Origin of the sequence: Spirilliplanes yamanashiensis (assembly GCF_016863475.1) — a bacterium.
Taxonomy (GTDB): Bacteria; Actinomycetota; Actinomycetes; order Mycobacteriales; family Micromonosporaceae; genus Spirilliplanes; species Spirilliplanes yamanashiensis.
Window position 1 is genome coordinate 1 of the sequence record NZ_BOOY01000039.1, and the last position, 17,595, is coordinate 17,595.

Below are 17,595 nucleotides of genomic sequence, written 5' to 3' on the forward strand. Positions count from 1 at the left end.
CGGCGGGCGCGGCGAGCGGCGCGGACGCGGCGGGCGCGGCGAGCGGCGCGGACGCGGCGGGCGCGGCGAGCGGCGCGGACGCGGCGGGCAGCGCGGCCACGGGCAGTGCGGCGGCCGGTGCGGCGGACGCGGCCACCGGGGTCGCGGTGAGCAGCAGCGCCGCAGTGGCGGTGAGCGCCCCCGCGGCCGCGGCGATCCTGTGGATCACCCCTCGGATCATGGCCCGACCTCCTCGCCCCGTTCGATGGATGGCCTCGCGCCGTCACGTTTTCTTCGGCTGATCCGACCGCCCCGTGAGGTCAAGATTCGCCCGATCCGGACCGGGCCGCATCCCGCCGTGGCGGGATTTGGAACTATCTGGGATCGGGGCGCGACCTATCAGTGGATGTAGATCAGCTGCCGAATAGTACCGATGCGGAGGCGGGCGTGGGGTACAGCGTCATGAGAATGACAAAAGTCCTGCTGGCAGTCACCTTGGGGGCACTTTCCGCGTTGCTTTTCGGCAACCCTGCGTGGGCGCACAACTCACTCACCGGCAGCACGCCGGAGAAGGGCGCCCGGGTCGCCGAGGCGCCCGAGACGATCACGCTGCGATTCCTCGCGAAGGTGAATGCGGAGTCGCTCACGGTCACGGTGACGGGACCGGGCGGCGCCGACGCGGGCGGCGGCGCGCCGCGGGTGAAGGGCAGCACGGTGACGGTGCCGTGGTCGCCGGGCGCGGCCGGTGAGTACGCGGTGGCGTACCAGCTGGGGTCGAGCGACGGGCACCCGATCAAGGGCACGGTGCGGTTCACGCTGACCGAACCGGCGGCGGGGGCCACGGCGGCACCCACGGATGCGGCTCCCACGGCGGCGCCCAGCGCGTCGGCGCCGGCCGCCGTACCCACGGGTGCCGGCCCCGCTCCGGGCGCGCTGACGGCGGGCGAGCCCGACGACGCGCCGGTCTGGCCGTGGCTGGTGGGCGCGGCCGTGCTGGTCGCGGCCGGCGCCACCGGCGCCGCGCTCCTCCTCCGCCGGACCCCGAGGCCGTAGCGCCCCGGCGCCGCGGGCGGGCCGCGGCGCCGGGGCGGACGGGTCTAGCTCAGCCGGGCGCGGGCCGCGGCCAGCCGGGCGAGGGTGCGTTCGCGGCCCAGGACCTCGAGCGACTCGAACAGCGGGAGCCCCACGGTGCGGCCGGTGACCGCGACCCGCACGGGCGCCTGCGCCTTGCCCAGCTTGAGCCCGCGCTCGGCGCCGACGGCCTCCAGCGTGGCCTTCAGCGGTTCGGCGGACCAGTCGGCGAGGGCCGTGAAGGCCTGGGTGGTGGCGTCGAGCAGGTCGGCGGCGCCGTCCTTCATGGCCTTGGCCCAGGCGGCCTCGTCGGTGGCGGGTTCGTCGAGGAAGAGGAAGTCGACGTTGGGGACGATCTCGGACAGCACCGCGATGCGGGTCTGGGCGAGCGGCGCGACGGCGAGGAACGCGGCCGTGTCGAAGGCGTCCGGGCGCCACGGCGGGGCCGGGATGGTGCCGGTGCCGGTGAGCCACGGGGCGCAGACGGCGGCGAACTCGTCCGGGGTGAGGGCGCGGATGTACTCGCCGTTGAACGCGCGCAGCTTCTTCTCGTCGAAGAACGCGGGGGAGGGGTTGACCTCCTCCAGCCGGAACTCCTCCTCGATCGTCTCCCACGGCACGATCTCGCGGTCGCCGGACGGCGCCCAGCCGAGCAGCATCAGGTAGTTGCGCATCGCGGCGGCGAGGTAGCCCTCGTCGCGGTACGCCTCCAGCGCCACCTTGTCGCGCCGCTTGCTGAGCTTCTGGCGCTTCTCGTTGACGACGACGGGCACGTGCGCCCACACGGGCGGCTTGACGCCGAGGGCCTCCCACAGCAGCTGCTGCTTGGGGGTGTTGGGCAGGTGCTCCTCGGCGCGGATGACGTGGGTGATGCCCATGGTCATGTCGTCGACGACGTTGGCGAGCAGGAACACCGGCGAGCCGTCGCCGCGGGCGATGACGAAGTCCTCGATGGTGGAGTTCTCGAAGGTGGGTTCGCCGCGGATGAGGTCGACGACCACCGTGGCGCCGGTGTCGGGCGTGCGGAAGCGCAGCGCGCGGCCCTCGCCGGCCTCGAGGCCGCGGTCGCGGCAGAAGCCGTCGTAGCCCTGGTACTGCGAGCCGGTGCGGGCCTGGACAGCCTCGCGGGCGCAGTCGCAGTAGTAGGCGCGGCCGTCGGCGTGCAGGCGCGCGGCGGCGGCGCGGTGCTCGCCGGCGTTGGCCGACTGGTAGTGGGGACCCTCGTACGAACCGCGGGTGATGCCGATCCAGTCGAGCGCGGACAGGATCCCCTCGGTCCACTCGGGGCGGTTACGGGCCGCGTCGGTGTCCTCGATGCGCAGCACGAACACGCCGCCCTGCTGCTTGGCGTAGATCCAGTTCTGCAGCGCCGAGCGGGCGCCGCCGACGTGGAACATGCCGGTGGGGGACGGGGCGAAACGTACACGAACAGTCACCCGCCCAGCCTACGGGCGGCGGCGAGCCGGTTTCGGCTGACCCCGGACCGACCATTGAACTTTGTTAATAAAGAGTCTTAACATATCGGTGCCCCCACCCCCGTACCGGAAGGGTCGAGATGCCCCCTCGCCGCCTGCGATCCGCCCTCCTGGCCGGCGCGGCCGCCCTGGCCGTCGCCGCCACCGGCACCGCCCTGGCGCTGTCCGCGTCGGGCACGTCGAACGCCGCCGTCCTGCCGAACGGCTTCAAGAGCGTCGGCTACATGCCGTCCTGGTCCGGCAGCGCCACCGCCATCCAGTACAGCAAGCTGACCCACATCAACTACTCGTTCGCGCTGCCCAACGCCAACGGCACGCTGCAGCCGATCGAGAACACCGCGAAGCTGCAGCAGATCGTGCAGCTGGGCCACCAGAACAACGTCAAGGTGCTGCTCGCCGTCGGCGGCTGGAACGACGGCAATGACAGCGCGTTCGAGACCCTGGCCGCGTCCGCGTCGGGCCGCTCGACGTTCGTGAGCAGCATGGTCAACGTCGTGAACCAGTACAACCTCGACGGCGTCGACATCGACTGGGAGTACCCCGACCCGGGCGCCTCCGGCGACAACTACACGCTGCTCATGCGCGACCTGAGCGCGGCGATGAAGAGCCGCGGCAAGCTGCTCACCGCCGCGGTCGTCAGCGAGGGCGGCACGGCCAACGGCGTGCAGCCGGCCGTCTTCGGCTACGTCGACTTCCTCAACATCATGACGTACGACGGCGGCACCCCCCACGCCAACTACGACTGGGCGATCAACGCCGTCAACTTCTGGAAGGGCCGCGGCCTGCCCAAGGAGAAGGCGATCCTGGGCGTGCCGTTCTACAGCCGACCCGGCTGGCAGACGTTCGCCTCGCTGGTGGCCCGCGACCCGGCCAACGCCAACCGCGACTGCGTCGTGATCAACGGCGTGAACGAGTGCTACAACGGCCTGCCGACGATCCGCCGCAAGACCCAGTGGGCCATGGCGAACGCCGGCGGCATCATGAACTGGGAGCTGAGCCAGGACGCGACGGGCCAGTACTCCGCGGTCAGCGCCATCTACGAGGTGGCGACGGGCGGCCAGCCGCCGGTGACCACGGCGCCGACGACCCGCCCGCCGACGACGTCGCCGACCACCCGGCCGCCGACGACCCCGCCGACCACGCAGCCGCCGTCGGGCACCGCGTGGGCGCCGTACACCGCGTACTCCGTGGGTCAGGTCGTCACGTACGGCGGCCGCCGCTACCAGGCCCGCCAGGCGCACACCTCGCTGCCCGGCTGGGAGCCGCCGAACGTGCTGGCGCTCTGGCTGCCGCTGTAGCCGCGACACCCGAGGGGCCCGCATCCACGCCGGATGCGGGCCCCTCCGCGCGTGTTAAGCAGCGGATAAGGCCGATCACAGGCGTTCTTCATTGACGGACCTTAATTCAATGAACGGCCGGGAAAAGGCGTCCGGTGCCCATTGAGGCGCGGTAGTAAAGGGTCCTAACATTCGGATCCGGCCGGTTCGCCCCCACGGGCGGTGACCCCCCGGCCAGGAAGGTCCGAGATGTCTTCTCGTCGCGTGCGCACCGCCCTCGTGGCCGGCGTCGCCGCCCTGGGCGTCGCGGCCGCCGGCACCGCCCTCGCGCTGTCGGCCACCGGCACCTCCGCCGCCGCGGAGCTGCCGGCCGATTTCAAGAGCGTCGGGTACGCCACCTCGTCCGGCGGCAGCGCCGCGGCGATCCCGTACACCCGGCTCACCCACATCATGTACTCGTTCGCGCGGCCCAACGCCGACGGCACCCTCAAGCCGCTGGAGAACACGGCGAAGCTGACCCAGATCCTGCAGCGCGCCCGGCCGGCCGGCGTCAAGGTGCTCATCGCCGTCGGCGGCTGGAACAACGGCGACGACTCGCCGTTCGAGACCCTCGCCGCGACGGCCGCCGGCCGCACCCGGCTGGTCACCGGCCTCGCCGGGCTCGTCGACCAGTACGGCCTCGACGGGGTCGACATGGACTGGGAGTACCCCGACCCGGGCCCCTCGGCGGAACGGTTCACCCTGCTCATGGGCGAGCTGAGCAAGGCGATGAAGAGCCGCGGCAAGCTGCTGACCGCGGCGGTCTCGGCGAAGCTGCAGGGCGGCGGCGTGCAGAAGGCCGTGTTCGACCACGTCGACTTCCTCAACATCATGACGTACGACGGCGGCACCCCCCACGCCAACTACGACTGGACGGTCGACGCCGTCACGTACTGGACGGACCGCGGCCTGCCGCGCGAGAAGGCGGTCGTCGGCGTGCCGTTCTACAGCCGCCCCAGCTACCTCACGCTGGCCGACCTGATCGCCCGCGACCCGGCCAACGCCACCCGCGACTGCGCCACGATCAACGGCACCAACGAGTGCTGGAACGGCCTGCCGACCCTGCGCCGCAAGGCCGAGTGGGCCCGGGCGAACGCCGGCGGCATCATGAACTGGCAGCTCGCGATGGACGCCACCGGCGCCAACTCGGGCCTCACGGCGATGATCGAGGCGGCAGCGGGGACCCGCCCGCCGGCCACCACGCCCCCGGCGGGCCCCATTACGAAGCCCCCGGCGACCACCGCCCCGACGACCAAGCCGCCTACGACCAAGCCCCCGGTGACCACCGCGCCGCCGTCGGGCACCGCCTGGGTGCCGTACACGGCGTACGCGGTCGGGCAGGTCGTGACGTACGGCGGCGGGCGCTACCAGGCCCGCCAGGCGCACACGTCGCTGCCGGGCTGGGAGCCGTCCGCGGTCCTGTCGCTCTGGCTGCCGCTGTAACGCGCACGCCCTCCGGGCCCGCACCCGCACGCCGGGGTGCGGGCCCGTCGGTGTCGGGCTGCCGACCGTGGTGACCGGTGATCGCACCGCGCGTCCGTGGGATGGTTCCCGGTCCGCGGACGCTTGCGGCATGAGCGACCGCGAGGCGATGACCCTGACGTGCCTGCCGTGCCGCCGTGACGACGTCCCGGTGGAGGACGTCCGCGACGACCCGATCATGGCGCGGCCTGCCTTCGGCATGCGGCCGGAGGACATTCCGACCCGGCGGTATGTGGTGGGGGCGTGCCCGTCGTGTGGCCGGGAGGTGAAGGAGCGGGCCTGATCGGCGGCCGAGCCGGGCGGCGGTGCAGGGTCGTCTGTCCTTAAGCGAGAGATAAGTTGCGGAACCATCAGGCTTTATTGAAAGGTCTTAATAAAGGCTCTTAACATTACGGCCTGCGCCGGGACGCCCCCGCCCGACGCGAGATTGCGCGGCCCCCCGCGCGTCCCGAGAGGTCTGTGATGTCCTTCCCATCGCCCCCGGCCCCCCAGGCCGATCCCGCCCCCCGCCCGCGCCGCCGCCGCCGGGCGCTGCTCGCCGGTGCCGCCGCCGTCGTCGTCGCCGCGACCGGCACCGTCGTCGCGCTCGCCGCGTCCGGCACGTCGCAGGCGGCCGTGCTGCCGAACGGGTTCAAGAGCGTCGGTTACCAGCCGTCGTGGGCCGGCAACGTCGCCGGCATCCAGTACAGCAAGCTGACCCACATCAACTACGCGTTCGTGCTGCCGAGCGGCGGCAGCGGCGCGATCACCGCCGTGCCGGACCCGAACAAGCTGCGCCAGCTCGTCAGCCTCGGCCACCAGAACAACGTGAAGGTGTCCATCGCGGTCGGCGGCTGGAACGACGGCAACGACTCCGCGTTCGAGCAGATGGCCGCGAACGCCTCCAGCCGGACCACGTTCGTCAACAACCTGCTCAACCTGGTGTCGGCGTACAACCTGGACGGCGTGGACATGGACTGGGAGTATCCCGATCCCGGTCAGTCCGGCACTAATTTCACCGCGCTGATGACCCAGCTCGGCAACGCGCTGCACGCCCGCGGCAAGCTGCTGACCGCCGCGGTGGTCTCCGGCGGCGGCACCGCGAACGGCGTGCAGCCGGCCGTGTTCGGGGTGGTCGACTGGCTGAACATCATGACGTACGACGGCGGCACCCCGCACGCCGGCTACGACTGGACGATCCAGCAGGTCAACGCCTGGAAGGCGCGCGGGCTGCCGAAGGAGAAGGCGGTCGTCGGCATCCCGTTCTACAGCCGGCCCGGGTACCTGACGTACGCGCAGATCGTCGCCATGAACCCGGCCAACGCCAACGTGGACTGCATCCAGGCCAACGGCGCGCAGCAGTGCTACAACGGCCTGCCGACCGTCCGGCGCAAGACGCAGTGGGCCCTGGCGAACGCCGGCGGCGTCATGAACTGGGAGCTGTCGCAGGACGCCACCGGCGCCAACTCGCTGGTCAGCGCGATGTTCGAGGTGGCCACGAACGGCCGGCCGCCGGTCACCACCCCGCCGACGCAGCAGCCGGGCGGCCGCACGGGCACGATCACCGGTGTCGCCGGCAAGTGCGTCGACGTCGCCGGCGCGTCCAGCGCCAACGGCACCGCCGTGCAGCTGTACGACTGCAACGGCAGCGCCGCCCAGCGGTGGACGGTCAACGGCAACGGCACGATCGCCGCGCTCGGCAAGTGCCTGGACATCGCCGCGGCCGGCACCGCCAACGGCTCGCCGGTGCAGATCTACGACTGCAACGGCACCGGCGCGCAGGTGTGGCAGGCGCAGGCCAACGGCACGCTGCGCAACCCGGCCTCGGGGCGCTGCCTCGACGCCAGCAACAACAGCTCCGCGAACGGGACCCGGCTGCAGATCTGGGACTGCTTCGGCGGCGCGAACCAGCGCTGGACGCTGCCCGCGTAGGTGACCCGCCGCGCCGGCCGGTGCCCCGGACACTGCTCGGGGCACCGGCCGGCGCCGGCGTCGTGTACTACTCGGGTCATGAAGTACGTGATCCTGCTCTACAGCAATCCGGCCTCGCGGGCCGTGTGGGCGGCGGCCGACCCCGCCGGCATGCAGGACGCGCTGGCGGCGTACGCCGAGCTGGAGCGCGAGCTGACCGCGTCGGGTGAGCTGGTCGCCGCCGAGTCGCTGGCCGACGGCGGCGTGCGGCTGCACGCGCTCACGCCGACCGACGGGCCGTTCGCCGAGGCGAAGGAGGTCCTCGCCGGGTTCTTCCTGGTCGACTGCGCGTCGATGGAGCGGGCGGTGGAGATCGCCGGCCGGATCCCGGAGGCCGCCGACGGCTCGGTCGAGGTGCGTCCCGTCCGCGACCTGAGCGGCGGGGCGGCGGCCTGGTCGTGACGCCCGTCGAGGAGGAGCTGCGGCGGCAGGCGCCCGCGGTGACCGCCGCGCTGGTCCGCCGCTACGGCGACTTCGCGGCGTGCGAGGACGCCACCCAGGAGGCGCTGCTCGCGGCCGCGACCCGGTGGCCGGTCGACGGCGTGCCCGACGACCCGCGCGCCTGGCTGGTCACCGTGGCGTCGCGGCGGCGCATCGAGGCGCTGCGCAGCGACGCGGCCCGGCGCCGCCGGGAGGAGTCGCTCGCCGTCCTGGCCGCGCCCGGCCCGGCGGCGGCGTCCGACGACACGCTGACCCTGCAGTTCCTGTGCTGCCACCCGGCGCTGACCGAGGCGTCGCAGGTCGCCCTGACGCTGCGCGCGGTCGGCGGCCTCACCACCGCCGAGATCGCCCGGGCGTTCCTGGTGCCGGAGGCGACCGTCGCGCAGCGCATCAGCCGGGCGAAGGCGAAGCTGCGCGGGGCCTCGTTCGCGCCGCCGCCGAACGCCGAGCGGGGCGAGCGCCTCGCGGCCGTCCGGCAGGTGCTCTACCTGATCTTCAACGAGGGGTACACGGCCGGTTCCGGCGACAGCCTGCACCGCGCCGAGCTGGCGGCGGAGGCGATCCGGCTGGCCCGCGAGCTGCACCGGCTGCTGCCGGACGACGGCGAGGTCGCCGGGCTGCTCGCCCTCATGCTCCTGACCGACGCCCGCCGCCCCGCCCGCACCACGGCCGACGGGGCGCTGGTGCCGCTGGCCGCGCAGGACCGCACGCGGTGGGACCACGCCGCGATCGCCGAGGGTTCGGCGCTGCTGGCCGGCGCGCTGCGGGGCGCCGCCGCCGGGCCGTACCAGCTGCAGGCGGCGATCGCGGCGGTGCACGACGAGGCCGGCCGCCCGGAGGACACCGACTGGCGGCAGATCCTGGTGCTGTACGACCTGCTGCACGCCGTCGCGCCCGGCCCGATGGTGACGCTGAACCGCCTGGTCGCGGTGGCGATGGTCCACGGCCCGCAGCGGGCGCTCGCCGGGCTCGACGCGGCCGGGCTGGACCACCACCGGGCCGACGCGGTGCGCGCGCACCTGCTGGAGCTGGCGGGGGACGCGGCGGGGGCCCGCGCCTGGTACGAGCGCGCCGCGGCCCGCACGCAGAACGCCGCCGAGCGGCGCTACCTGCTCAGTCGACCGACCTGATCTTCACGACGAGGGTGCTGCCGAGCAGCGTGACGACGGCGGTGACCGCGTACAGCGTCGAGTAGCCGCCCAGGTACACGACGATCGGGGCGGAGATCGCCGGGCCGAGCGCCTGCGGGGCGGCGTTGGCGATGTTGATGATGCCGAGGTCCTTGGCCCGGTCGGTGGCGGCGGGCAGCACCTGCGTGATGAGCGCGGCGTCGACGGCGAGGTAGATGCCGTACCCGCCGCCGAGCAGCACGGACGCGACCAGCGCCGCCGGCCACACCGGCCAGATGGCGAGGGTGAACGCGGCGGCGGCGATGGCGGCGCCGGACCACAGCACGTACGGCTTGCGCCGGCCGGAGCGGTCGGACAGCCGCCCGGCGACGACGGCGGTGGCGACCATCCCCATCGTGTAGAGCAGGATCATGACGAGTAGGCCCGTCTCCGGGTCGGCGACCTGCACCTCGTCGGTGAGGAAGTAGAGCAGGTAGAGCGTGCCGAGCGCGTTGCCGAGCTGGACGAGGAACCGGGTGCCCCATGCCCAGGCGAAGTCGGGGTTCGCTCGCAGGTCGACCTTCAGGCCGCCGAGCAGCGCCCGCGCGGTGAGCCGCGGGTGGTGCCCGCGCGGCAGCGGGTCGTCGGGGGTGAGCAGCGCGAACGGCAGCGCCAGCACCACCAGGCACAGCGCCATGACGAGCCAGCCGCTGCCGACGCCGGTGACGACCGCGGTGGTGAGCGCGGCGCCGAGCACCAGCCCGAGCGACTGCGGGATGCCGATCCAGCCGGAGACGCCGCCGCGCTGCAGCACGGGCACCCGGTCGGGCACGGCCGCGGTCAGCGAGGCCAGCATGGCGTTGAGGCCGGCCGCGGTGCCGACCCAGCCGAGCACCACCCCGGGGACGGTGTCCTGCACGCTGAGGAACAGGCACGACCCGCCGGCGACGACGAGCCCGCCGACCGTCCACACGTGGCGGCGGCCGTAGTCGCGGCCGCGCAGGCGAAGGGTGGTGCGGTCGGACAGGGCCCCGGCGAGCGGGTTGACGACGATCGCGACGAGCGCGCCGAGCCCGGTGACGAGGCCGAGCATGGCCTCCTTGCCGGTGGGGTGGATGTCCTCGATCTGCTGGGCGAGCAGCACCTGGACGGGGGTGAAGAACACCATCCACAGGCCGAGGTTGGCCGCGAACAGCAGGCCGATCCAGCTGCGCCGCACGGGCGTGGTGGGTTCGAGCAGGGCCGCCGGTGTCGCGTCCGGTTCGACTGCGGTCACGCCCTGCCTCCTGTCGGAACGCGAAAATCCCTCGGAGGTTAGCGGGTTATCGTCACTTCCGGCAGGGCCCGTCTCACCGCCGCCGGCAACCTCCCGAACGGGGTCACCGCCGGCACGCCCGTCGCCGCGTCCGCCTCCCACGTGCCGATGATCCGCCCGTTCACCACCAGAGTGGGGGAGATCCACCCCTGCGGCCGCGACACGGCGGCCCGGGGACCGGTGCTCACGGTGTCGAGCTGCCGCAGGCTGCCCACGGTGTACGGGTCGAAGGCCGGCAGCAGGTGCACCGTGTCGGCGCTGCCGACGGTGATGCCGGGCGGCACGAACCCGGCCCCGGTGTCGACGATGTCGAGCCGCGCGAACGCCTTCTTCGCCAGCGGGGGCGCCAGGTCGAACCAGCGGGCGAACTCCGCGGCGTCGGCCGGCCCGTACGCCCCGAGGTAGGCCAGCGCCAGGGTGTCGATCGCGTCGTCGACCGGCACGTCGTCCCACTCGCCGATCCAGGCGCGCGGCGCCACGAAGGTCACGTTGCGCCCGCGCGGCGGACCCGAACAGAGCAGCCCCCGGAACGCCAGCGGCTTGAGGATCGCCCCGAACCCCTGGGTCAGCGGCCCGCGCAGGGAATCGTCGCCGAGGTCGGCGATCAGCGCGCCGGCCAGCTCCTCGCGGGTCAGCGGGGTGCCGCCGAGCACGTGCGGGGCGGCGGCGATCAGCCGGGTCATCTGCTCGGCGGTCACCCCGTGGTACTTCAGCCAGGAGTTCTTCGTCTCGCGGGTGCGGGTGCTCATCGCGGCCACCCACGCGGGCAGGTCGGCGGCGGGCAGCAGGTGCAGGGTGCCGCGGGCGGCCCACGTGCGCACCAGGGTCCGCCGCTCGTACAGCGCGGCGTCGAGGCCGGCGTCGAGGTCGGCGTCGACCGTCGTGCGCAGCCGCACCGCCTCCGCGGCCGACGCCGCCACCTGGGCGTGCACCCCGCTCACCCGGCGCGCCACGTCGACCGGGTCCGTCGCCCGCTCGCTGCCGAGCAGGTGCCGTTCGATGCGCCAGCGCAGCATCTCCTCGGTGTTCACGTGCCGCCGTCCCGCCGCCGGTGGGTGCGCACCTTGGCCCGGTTGCCGCAGCGCTCCATGGAGCACCAGCGGCGGTTGCCCGGCCGGGAGGTGTCGAGGTAGATCAGCGCGCACCGCTCGCCGCCGCAGCGGCGCACCCGCTCGCGCGCGGCGGTGCCGAACGTGACGACGGCGTCCCGGGCGATGGCGGCGGCGAGGTGGGCCCCGGTGACGCCGGCCCAGACCGCCCGGCCGTCGGTCAGCCGGGGGATCGGGGTGGGGAGTGCGGCCACCTCGTTGACGACGCCGATCACGGCGGGGTCCGCCGGGTCGCCGGTCGCCGTGGCCCAGGCCAGCGTCCACACCGCCTCCCGCAGCCGCCTGACCAGCGCCAGATCGGCCTCCGTGGCGGTCGCCCCGGCGGCGGCGTCGCCGAGGCGGCTGGTGGCGGCCCAGCGCACCAGGTCGGCCGGGGTGTGCAGCACCTCGAACCGGGCGCGGAAGCCCTCGCCGCCCGTGGTGCAGGCCAGCTCCAGGCACAGGGCGCCCGCGTCGAACGAGAACACTTGCCCGTCCGGGTGCGTCAGCCTCATGTAACCGGTTATATCAGTTACGCCGGGCCGGGAAAAGGCGGGCCGACCGGCCCGCCTCCTCACCTCAGCTGTCGCCGCCGGTCTCGCCCACGGGCGCGGCGTTGACGTCGTCGATCGCGTACTTCTTGGCCGCCTCGGCCGGGACGTGCGTCGGCACCTGGCCGCGCAGCGCCAGCTGGCGCAGCGTCGCCACCACCACCGACTCCGCGTCGACGTGGAAGTGCCGGCGCAGGGCGTGCCGGGTGTCGCTCATGCCGTAGCCGTCGGTGCCCAGCGACGTGTAGTCGTTCGGCACCCACCGGCTGATCAGGTCCGGCACCGCGCGCATCCAGTCGCTGACCGCCACCACCGGGCCCTGCGTGCCCTCCAGCTTCTGCTGGATGTACGGCTTGCGCGGGGTGTCGCCCGGGTGCATCAGGTTGTGCTCCTCGGTCTCCACCGCGTCGCGGCGCAGCTCGGTCCACGACGTGACCGACCAGACGTCGGCGCCCACGCCCCAGTCCTGGGCGAGCAGCTGCTGCGCCTTGAGCGCCCACTGCATGCCCGTGCCGGACGCGAGCAGCTGCGCCTTGGCGCCCGTGGTCTCCGGCGCCGGCGAGTACCGGTAGATGCCCCGGAGCAGGCCCTCGGTGTCCACGTCCGACGGCTCGGCCGGCTGCAGGATCGGCTCGTTGTAGACCGTCAGGTAGTAGAAGACGCTCTCCTGCTTCTCCCCGTACATCCGGTGCAGGCCGTTCTCGATGATGTGCGCGATCTCGAACGCGAACGCCGGGTCGTACGCCACCACCGCCGGGTTCGTCGCCGCGATCAGCAGCGAGTGCCCGTCCTCGTGCTGCAGGCCCTCGCCGTTCAGCGTGGTGCGGCCCGCCGTCGCGCCCAGCAGGAAGCCGCGCGCCATCTGGTCGCCGGCCGCCCACAGCTCGTCGGCGGTGCGCTGGAAGCCGAACATCGAGTAGAAGATGTACAGCGGGATCATCGGCTCGCCGTGCGTGGCGTACGCCGTGCCGGCCGCGATGAAGCTGGCCGTCGAGCCCGCCTCGTTGATGCCCTCGTGCAGGATCTGGCCGTTCGTGGCCTCCTTGTACGACAGGAACAGCTCCCGGTCGACGGAGGTGTACGTCTGGCCGTGCGGCGAGTAGATCTTCTTCGTCGGGAACAACGAGTCCATGCCGAACGTGCGGGCCTCGTCGGGGATGATCGGCACCCACCGCTCGCCGAAGCCCTTGTCCTTCATGATGTCCTTGAGCAGCCGGACGAAGGCCATCGTGGTGGCGACCTTCTGCTTGCCCGAGCCGCGCTTGACGTCGCCGAAGCGCTCGGTGGCCGGGATCGGCAGCGGCTTCGACTCCGTGCGCCGCGACGGCAGGTAGCCGCCGAGCGCCTTGCGCCGGTCGAGCAGGTAGGTCAGCTCGTCCGACTTCTCACCCGGGTGGAAGTACGGCGGCAGGTACGGGTTGTCCTCGAGCTGCTTGTCGCTGATCTCCAGGTAGAGGCGGTCGCGGAAGCCCTTGAGGTCGTCCAGCGTCAGCTTCTTCATCTGGTGCGTGGCGTTGCGGGCCTCGAAGTGCGAGCCCAGCGTCCAGCCCTTGATGGTCTTGGCGAGGATGACGGTCGGCTGGCCGGTGTGCTCGGTGGCCGCCTTGTACGCCGCGTACAGCTTGCGGTAGTCGTGCCCGCCCCGCTTGAGGTTCCAGATCTCGTCGTCGCTCATGTGCTCGACGAGCTTGCGGGTGCGCGGGTCGCGGCCGAAGAAGTGCTCGCGCACGTACGCGCCGGACTCGCCCTTGTACGTCTGGTAGTCGCCGTCCGGCGTGACGTTCATGAGGTTGACCAGGGCGCCGTCGGTGTCGGCGGCGAGCAGCGGGTCCCACTCGCGGCCCCAGACGACCTTGATGACGTTCCAGCCGGCGCCGCGGAAGAACGACTCCAGCTCCTGGATGACCTTGCCGTTGCCGCGCACCGGGCCGTCGAGGCGCTGCAGGTTGCAGTTGATGACGAACGTGAGGTTGTCGAGCTCCTCGCGGGCGGCCAGGCCGATCGCGCCGAGCGACTCGACCTCGTCCATCTCGCCGTCACCGAGGAACGCCCACACGTGCTGGTCGGACGTGTCCTTGATGCCGCGGTTGTGCAGGTACCGGTTGAACCGGGCCTGGTAGATGGCGTTCAGCGGGCCGAGGCCCATGCTGACCGTCGGGAACTCCCAGAAGTCCGGCATGAGCCGCGGGTGCGGGTACGACGGCAGGCCGCCGCCCGGGTGGCTCAGCTCCTGGCGGAAGCCGTCGAGCTGGTGCTCGGTGAGCCGGCCCTCCAGATACGCCCGGGCGTACATGCCGGGGGAGGCGTGGCCCTGGAAGAAGATGTGGTCGCCGCCGCCGGGGTGGTCCTTGCCGCGGAAGAAGTGGTTCATGCCCACCTCGTACAGCGACGCGCTCGACGCGTACGTCGAGATGTGCCCGCCGACGCCGATCTCCGGGCGCTGCGCCCGGTGCACCAGCATCGCGGCGTTCCAGCGGATGTAGGCGCGGATGCGCCGCTCGACGAACTCGTCGCCGGGGAACCACGGCTCGCGCTCCGGCGAGATGGTGTTGATGTAGTCGGTCGCGGTCAGCGGCGGGACGCCGACCTGCCGCTCCCGCGCCCGCTCCAGCAGCCGCAGCATGACGTACCGGGCGCGCTTGGCGCCGCGCTCGTCGATCACGCCGTCCAGCGACTCGACCCACTCCGAGGTCTCCTCGGGGTCGATGTCCGGAAGCTGGCTCGGTAGGCCGTCGCTGATCACCGGGCGCTTGCGTTCCGTGGCCACAGGCATTCCTCACCGGTCGTGCGGACCGCGCCGGGTGACGGGCGGTCGCGCGCAGATTGTGTGGGACAGGTCTCTCCCTGACCATCCTGCCCCTTGTCGCGCTGCTTCGTCACGCCTACCCGGTGCCGACGCGACGTCCGACACACGTACCGGGCGGTAACTAGCCGTTTACGAACGAAAACCGGACCTCACGGGTGGGATTGTCCGAGTTCGGGTCGACGAGACAGATCGACTGCCACGTCCCCAGCGCGATCCGGCCGTCCACCACCGGCAGCGTGGCGTGCGGCGGGACGAACGCCGGCATGACGTGGTCGCGGCCATGCCCGGGCGAGCCGTGCCGGTGCCGCCAGCGGTCGTCGGCCGGCAGCACGTCGTCCAGCGCGGTGAGCAGGTCGTCGTCGCTGCCCGCGCCGGTCTCGATGATCGCCACGCCCGCCGTGGCGTGCGGCACGAACACGTTGAGCAGCCCGTCGCCCAGCCCGCGGACGAACCGCTCCGCCTCGGCCGTGATGTCGCGCACCACGGGCCTGCCGCCGGTCCGGACCGTGATCACCTCGGTTCGCATGGAGCCATCGTCGCACCGTGGGTTAGCCTGAGCGCGGCGCCCTCCCGCGCCGTACCGCCTTCACCGGGTCTCCACGCGGCCCGGCGGCCGTGGCGGCGAAGGGGTGACCGGCCTCGGGAGAGCTTCCCGCATGGCGACCCACCGATGCCGCCGGCGGCCGGTGGGGCGTGGATCCGCAGGTCGCGCGCGTGCGGCAGGGAAGATCGTCATGACCAGCGAGAAGCACCTCAAGGCCCGCATCCGCGCCCGGATGGCGCGCACGGGCGAGCGCTACACCACCGCCCGCCGGCACGTCGTGGGCGACGTCCCCGCCACCACCACCGACCACGGGTACGCCCTGCGCGGCGGCCTGCACCCCGAGTCCGCGGCGGTGGCCAACCTGCTGGCGCACCACGGCGTGCGCGGCCTGTCCGAGGCGATGGTGCTCGGCGTCGGCGGCGGGCTCGGCGCCGGATACATCCTGTGGGAGTTCAGCCGGCACGACAGCCGCATCCTCACGCTGGGCTTCCGCCGCCGCTGGAACTACCTCGACTGGACGGTCACCACGCTGCGCCGCCTCGGCGCCGAGCCGGCCGTGCACACCACCGCCGGGTCCGGCGCCGCCGCGGCGGCGCTCGACGCCGGGATGCCCGCGCTGGTCACCCCCGACCGGTACCACGCCGGGTACTGGCACCTGCCCGGGCACCTGGACGGCCACGGCGGGCACCAGGTCGTCGCCTACGCCGCGGGCGACGACGGCCGGGTGCACCTCGACGACCGCAACCTGGCGCCGCTGACCGTCGACCGGGAGGTGCTCGCCCGGGCCCGCGGGCGCGTCGTGTCGTACCGCAACCACCTGGTGTCGGTGACCGGCGTGACCCCGGTCGACCTGGCCGCCGCCGCCCGCGCCGGGATCGCCGAGTGCGTGGCACACCTCGGCGGGACGTCGGCCTCGTTCGCGCTGCCCGCCTGGGCCAAGTGGGCCCGCCTGGTCACCGACACCCGCAACGCCAAGGGCTGGCCGCGGGTGTTCGCCGACGGCCGCGGGCTGGCCGGCGCGCTGCTGTCGGCGTGGGAGGGCACCGAGCCGGTCGGCGCGGACGGCGGCCACCTGCGCGGCCTGTACGCCGACTTCCTCGACGAGGCGGCGCCGCTGATCGGCGTCCCGCTGGCCGGCGCGGCGGCGGCGTTCCGCGCCGCGGGGGAGGCTTGGCACGCCGTCGCCGAGGCGGCCCTGCCGGCCGACGTGCCCGCGTACGCGCGGATGCGGGAGCTGTCGGCCGCCGTGGCGGCCGGGGTGGCGGCGGGCGACGCCGGGGCGGCCGACCGGGCCGCCGCCGCGGCCGAGCTGTGGGAGCTGCGCGCCGAGTACGACGCCCGGCCGCCCGTCGAGCCGGACTTCGCGGCGCTGGCCGCGCGGCTGCGCGCCGCCCACGCCGCCGAGGTGACCGCCGTCGCGGAGCTGCGACACGCCGCGTGACGCCACGCCCGACGCGCCCGGGACACGCCGCGTGATCACGGCGTGTCCCGGCGTGTCGGTCGCGCACGCCGACTGTCTAATCGGTCGACATGTCGAGTCGGTCGACATACCGTTCCGGCATGACACGACACCTCGACGCCGAGCACATCGGCGCGCTGGCCGGGCTCATGGGCTGGGCCGAACACCGCGGCCGCCCGGCACAGGAGCGCGCGGACCTGGTCGCCGCGGCGTGGGGCAGCGGCATCCGCAACGTCGCGGAGCTGTCCCGGATCGCCCGCGTCTCCCGGGACACGATCTACGCGGACCTCCGGGCCCGCGGCATCGACCCGTCGCAGCGGGCCGAACCGGTGAGCCCTCAGCAGACCGGCGGGACGGCCGCGGGCGCCGTGTCGCCCGACGCCCTGCGGGTGCTCGCCAAGCTGCTCGGCGCGGTCGCCGGCCCCGAGGCGGTGGCAGGCGCCTCCGACGGCGACATGGTGCGGGTGGTCGACAGCACGGCGACGCTGCTGGACCTCGTCGCCGACCTGCTGGACCCGCCGCTGGACCAGGGGCCCGGCTGGACGGGCGACGACCTGCTGCCCCAGCTGGTCCTCCACGGCGGTGAGGTCGCCGGTCACGCCAGGCGCACCATGGCGGCCCGGGCCACGGCCGACGACGTCACCCGCCTGGCGACCTGGGTGCGCACCGGCGCCCGGTACAGCGGCCGGGCGCTGGTGGTCGACCGCGCCGACGTCGCGCTGCGGATGCCCGACGGGTCCACGACCACCGTCACGGTCACCGTCGACGACGCCGGGGCCACCACGCTCACCGGCGGGGGCCCCGCGCTGTCCGGCGCCACCACCGAGCTCGACCAGCTCGACCTGTTCCAGGCGCTGACGACGCTGGCGGACGTGGTCGGCCGGCACCTCGACCCGTCGGCCCACGTCGCGCGCCGCCGGGACGACGTCCCCGGTGTCCCGCCGGTGCGGCAGCGTCTCCTGCCCAGCAACGACGACCGCGCCTGACCGGCGAGGCGGCGGTCGCGGCG

Annotated in this window: 16 protein-coding genes; 9 read left to right on the forward strand and 7 right to left on the reverse strand. The window is 73.5% G+C overall.

Annotated elements, in window-relative coordinates; translation table 11 throughout:
* On the reverse strand, positions 1 to 208 hold a 208-nt coding region (locus tag Sya03_RS27585; protein ID WP_203941358.1), incomplete at its 3' end, for a hypothetical protein.
* A gap of 239 nt (positions 209 to 447) precedes the next feature.
* On the opposite strand from Sya03_RS27585, the gene Sya03_RS27590 reads away from it, so the two are divergent.
* Entirely contained in the window at positions 448 to 1,032 is a 585-nt protein-coding gene (locus Sya03_RS27590; protein ID WP_239107895.1) for a copper resistance CopC family protein, read from the forward strand.
* 44 nt (positions 1,033 to 1,076) lie between these two features.
* On the opposite strand, the gene gltX is transcribed toward Sya03_RS27590, so the two are convergent.
* Positions 1,077 to 2,486, reverse strand: coding sequence for a glutamate--tRNA ligase (gltX, locus tag Sya03_RS27595; protein ID WP_203941360.1), 1,410 nt, complete (start codon positions 2,484 to 2,486; stop codon positions 1,077 to 1,079).
* A gap of 119 nt (positions 2,487 to 2,605) precedes the next feature.
* Here gltX and Sya03_RS27600 point away from each other — a divergent pair, with 119 nt between their 5' ends.
* From Sya03_RS27600 to Sya03_RS27625, 6 genes are all read left to right on the forward strand, one after another.
* Complete coding sequence (locus Sya03_RS27600; RefSeq protein ID WP_239107896.1) at positions 2,606 to 3,823, forward strand: glycosyl hydrolase family 18 protein; 1,218 nt, start codon at positions 2,606 to 2,608, stop codon at positions 3,821 to 3,823.
* Positions 3,824 to 4,051: 228 nt separating this feature from the next.
* Entirely contained in the window at positions 4,052 to 5,284 is a 1,233-nt protein-coding gene (locus tag Sya03_RS27605) for a glycosyl hydrolase family 18 protein (RefSeq protein WP_239107897.1), read from the forward strand.
* Between the two features lie 130 nt (positions 5,285 to 5,414).
* A complete protein-coding gene (locus Sya03_RS27610) occupies positions 5,415 to 5,606 on the forward strand; it encodes a hypothetical protein (RefSeq protein WP_203941361.1) in 192 nt (63 codons plus the stop codon).
* A 179-nt stretch (positions 5,607 to 5,785) separates the two neighbouring features.
* Positions 5,786 to 7,234 carry a glycosyl hydrolase family 18 protein gene (locus Sya03_RS27615; RefSeq protein ID WP_203941362.1) on the forward strand — a complete coding sequence of 483 codons (1,449 nt, stop codon included), beginning with the start codon at positions 5,786 to 5,788 and terminating at the stop codon, positions 7,232 to 7,234.
* A gap of 78 nt (positions 7,235 to 7,312) precedes the next feature.
* On the forward strand, positions 7,313 to 7,675 hold the full coding sequence (locus Sya03_RS27620) for a YciI family protein (protein WP_203941363.1): 363 nt from the start codon (positions 7,313 to 7,315) through the stop codon (positions 7,673 to 7,675).
* Positions 7,666 to 8,844, forward strand: a complete 1,179-nt coding sequence (locus Sya03_RS27625) for an RNA polymerase sigma factor (RefSeq protein ID WP_203941486.1) — start codon at positions 7,666 to 7,668, stop codon at positions 8,842 to 8,844. The genes Sya03_RS27620 and Sya03_RS27625 overlap by 10 nt, the downstream gene beginning before the upstream one ends.
* Here Sya03_RS27625 and Sya03_RS27630 read toward each other — a convergent pair.
* The 5 genes from Sya03_RS27630 to Sya03_RS27650 all read right to left on the reverse strand — a co-directional run bounded on the left by Sya03_RS27630 (position 8,828) and on the right by Sya03_RS27650 (position 15,109).
* On the reverse strand, positions 8,828 to 10,099 hold the full coding sequence (locus tag Sya03_RS27630) for an MFS transporter (protein ID WP_239107898.1): 1,272 nt from the start codon (positions 10,097 to 10,099) through the stop codon (positions 8,828 to 8,830). The two genes, Sya03_RS27625 and Sya03_RS27630, sit on opposite strands and share 17 nt — an antisense overlap.
* Positions 10,100 to 10,137: 38 nt before the next feature.
* A complete protein-coding gene (locus tag Sya03_RS27635) occupies positions 10,138 to 11,169 on the reverse strand; it encodes a winged helix DNA-binding domain-containing protein (protein ID WP_203941364.1) in 1,032 nt (343 codons plus the stop codon).
* A complete protein-coding gene (locus Sya03_RS27640) occupies positions 11,166 to 11,741 on the reverse strand; it encodes a CGNR zinc finger domain-containing protein (protein ID WP_203941365.1) in 576 nt (191 codons plus the stop codon). Before Sya03_RS27640 ends, Sya03_RS27635 begins: the two co-directional genes overlap by 4 nt.
* Positions 11,742 to 11,805: 64 nt before the next feature.
* Positions 11,806 to 14,544 (reverse strand): pyruvate dehydrogenase (acetyl-transferring), homodimeric type, encoded by a 2,739-nt coding sequence (aceE, locus tag Sya03_RS27645; RefSeq protein WP_203941366.1) that lies wholly within the window; start codon positions 14,542 to 14,544, stop codon positions 11,806 to 11,808.
* 160 nt (positions 14,545 to 14,704) lie between these two features.
* Entirely contained in the window at positions 14,705 to 15,109 is a 405-nt protein-coding gene (locus Sya03_RS27650; RefSeq protein WP_203941367.1) for a YjbQ family protein, read from the reverse strand.
* Positions 15,110 to 15,317: 208 nt separating this feature from the next.
* Here Sya03_RS27650 and Sya03_RS27655 point away from each other — a divergent pair, with 208 nt between their 5' ends.
* Positions 15,318 to 16,568 carry a BtrH N-terminal domain-containing protein gene (locus Sya03_RS27655; RefSeq protein ID WP_239107899.1) on the forward strand — a complete coding sequence of 417 codons (1,251 nt, stop codon included), beginning with the start codon at positions 15,318 to 15,320 and terminating at the stop codon, positions 16,566 to 16,568.
* 119 nt (positions 16,569 to 16,687) lie between these two features.
* Positions 16,688 to 17,572 carry a hypothetical protein gene (locus tag Sya03_RS27660; protein ID WP_203941368.1) on the forward strand — a complete coding sequence of 295 codons (885 nt, stop codon included), beginning with the start codon at positions 16,688 to 16,690 and terminating at the stop codon, positions 17,570 to 17,572.
* The last annotated feature ends 23 nt before the right edge of the window (positions 17,573 to 17,595 follow it).

What these genes read in the sequence shown, in the direction of transcription:
- Sya03_RS27640 (WP_203941365.1), bottom strand. Translation starts at nt 11,741, where the DNA reads ATGAGGCTGACGCACCCGGACGGGCAAGTGTTCTCGTTCGACGCGGGC.
- Sya03_RS27590 (WP_239107895.1), top strand. Translation starts at nt 448, where the DNA reads ATGACAAAAGTCCTGCTGGCAGTCACCTTGGGGGCACTTTCCGCGTTG.
- Sya03_RS27615 (WP_203941362.1), top strand. Translation starts at nt 5,786, where the DNA reads ATGTCCTTCCCATCGCCCCCGGCCCCCCAGGCCGATCCCGCCCCCCGC.
- Sya03_RS27660 (WP_203941368.1), top strand. Translation starts at nt 16,688, where the DNA reads ATGACACGACACCTCGACGCCGAGCACATCGGCGCGCTGGCCGGGCTC.
- Sya03_RS27655 (WP_239107899.1), top strand. Translation starts at nt 15,318, where the DNA reads ATGACCAGCGAGAAGCACCTCAAGGCCCGCATCCGCGCCCGGATGGCG.
- Sya03_RS27620 (WP_203941363.1), top strand. Translation starts at nt 7,313, where the DNA reads ATGAAGTACGTGATCCTGCTCTACAGCAATCCGGCCTCGCGGGCCGTG.
- Sya03_RS27605 (WP_239107897.1), top strand. Translation starts at nt 4,052, where the DNA reads ATGTCTTCTCGTCGCGTGCGCACCGCCCTCGTGGCCGGCGTCGCCGCC.
- Sya03_RS27650 (WP_203941367.1), bottom strand. Translation starts at nt 15,109, where the DNA reads ATGCGAACCGAGGTGATCACGGTCCGGACCGGCGGCAGGCCCGTGGTG.
- Sya03_RS27610 (WP_203941361.1), top strand. Translation starts at nt 5,415, where the DNA reads ATGAGCGACCGCGAGGCGATGACCCTGACGTGCCTGCCGTGCCGCCGT.
- Sya03_RS27600 (WP_239107896.1), top strand. Translation starts at nt 2,606, where the DNA reads ATGCCCCCTCGCCGCCTGCGATCCGCCCTCCTGGCCGGCGCGGCCGCC.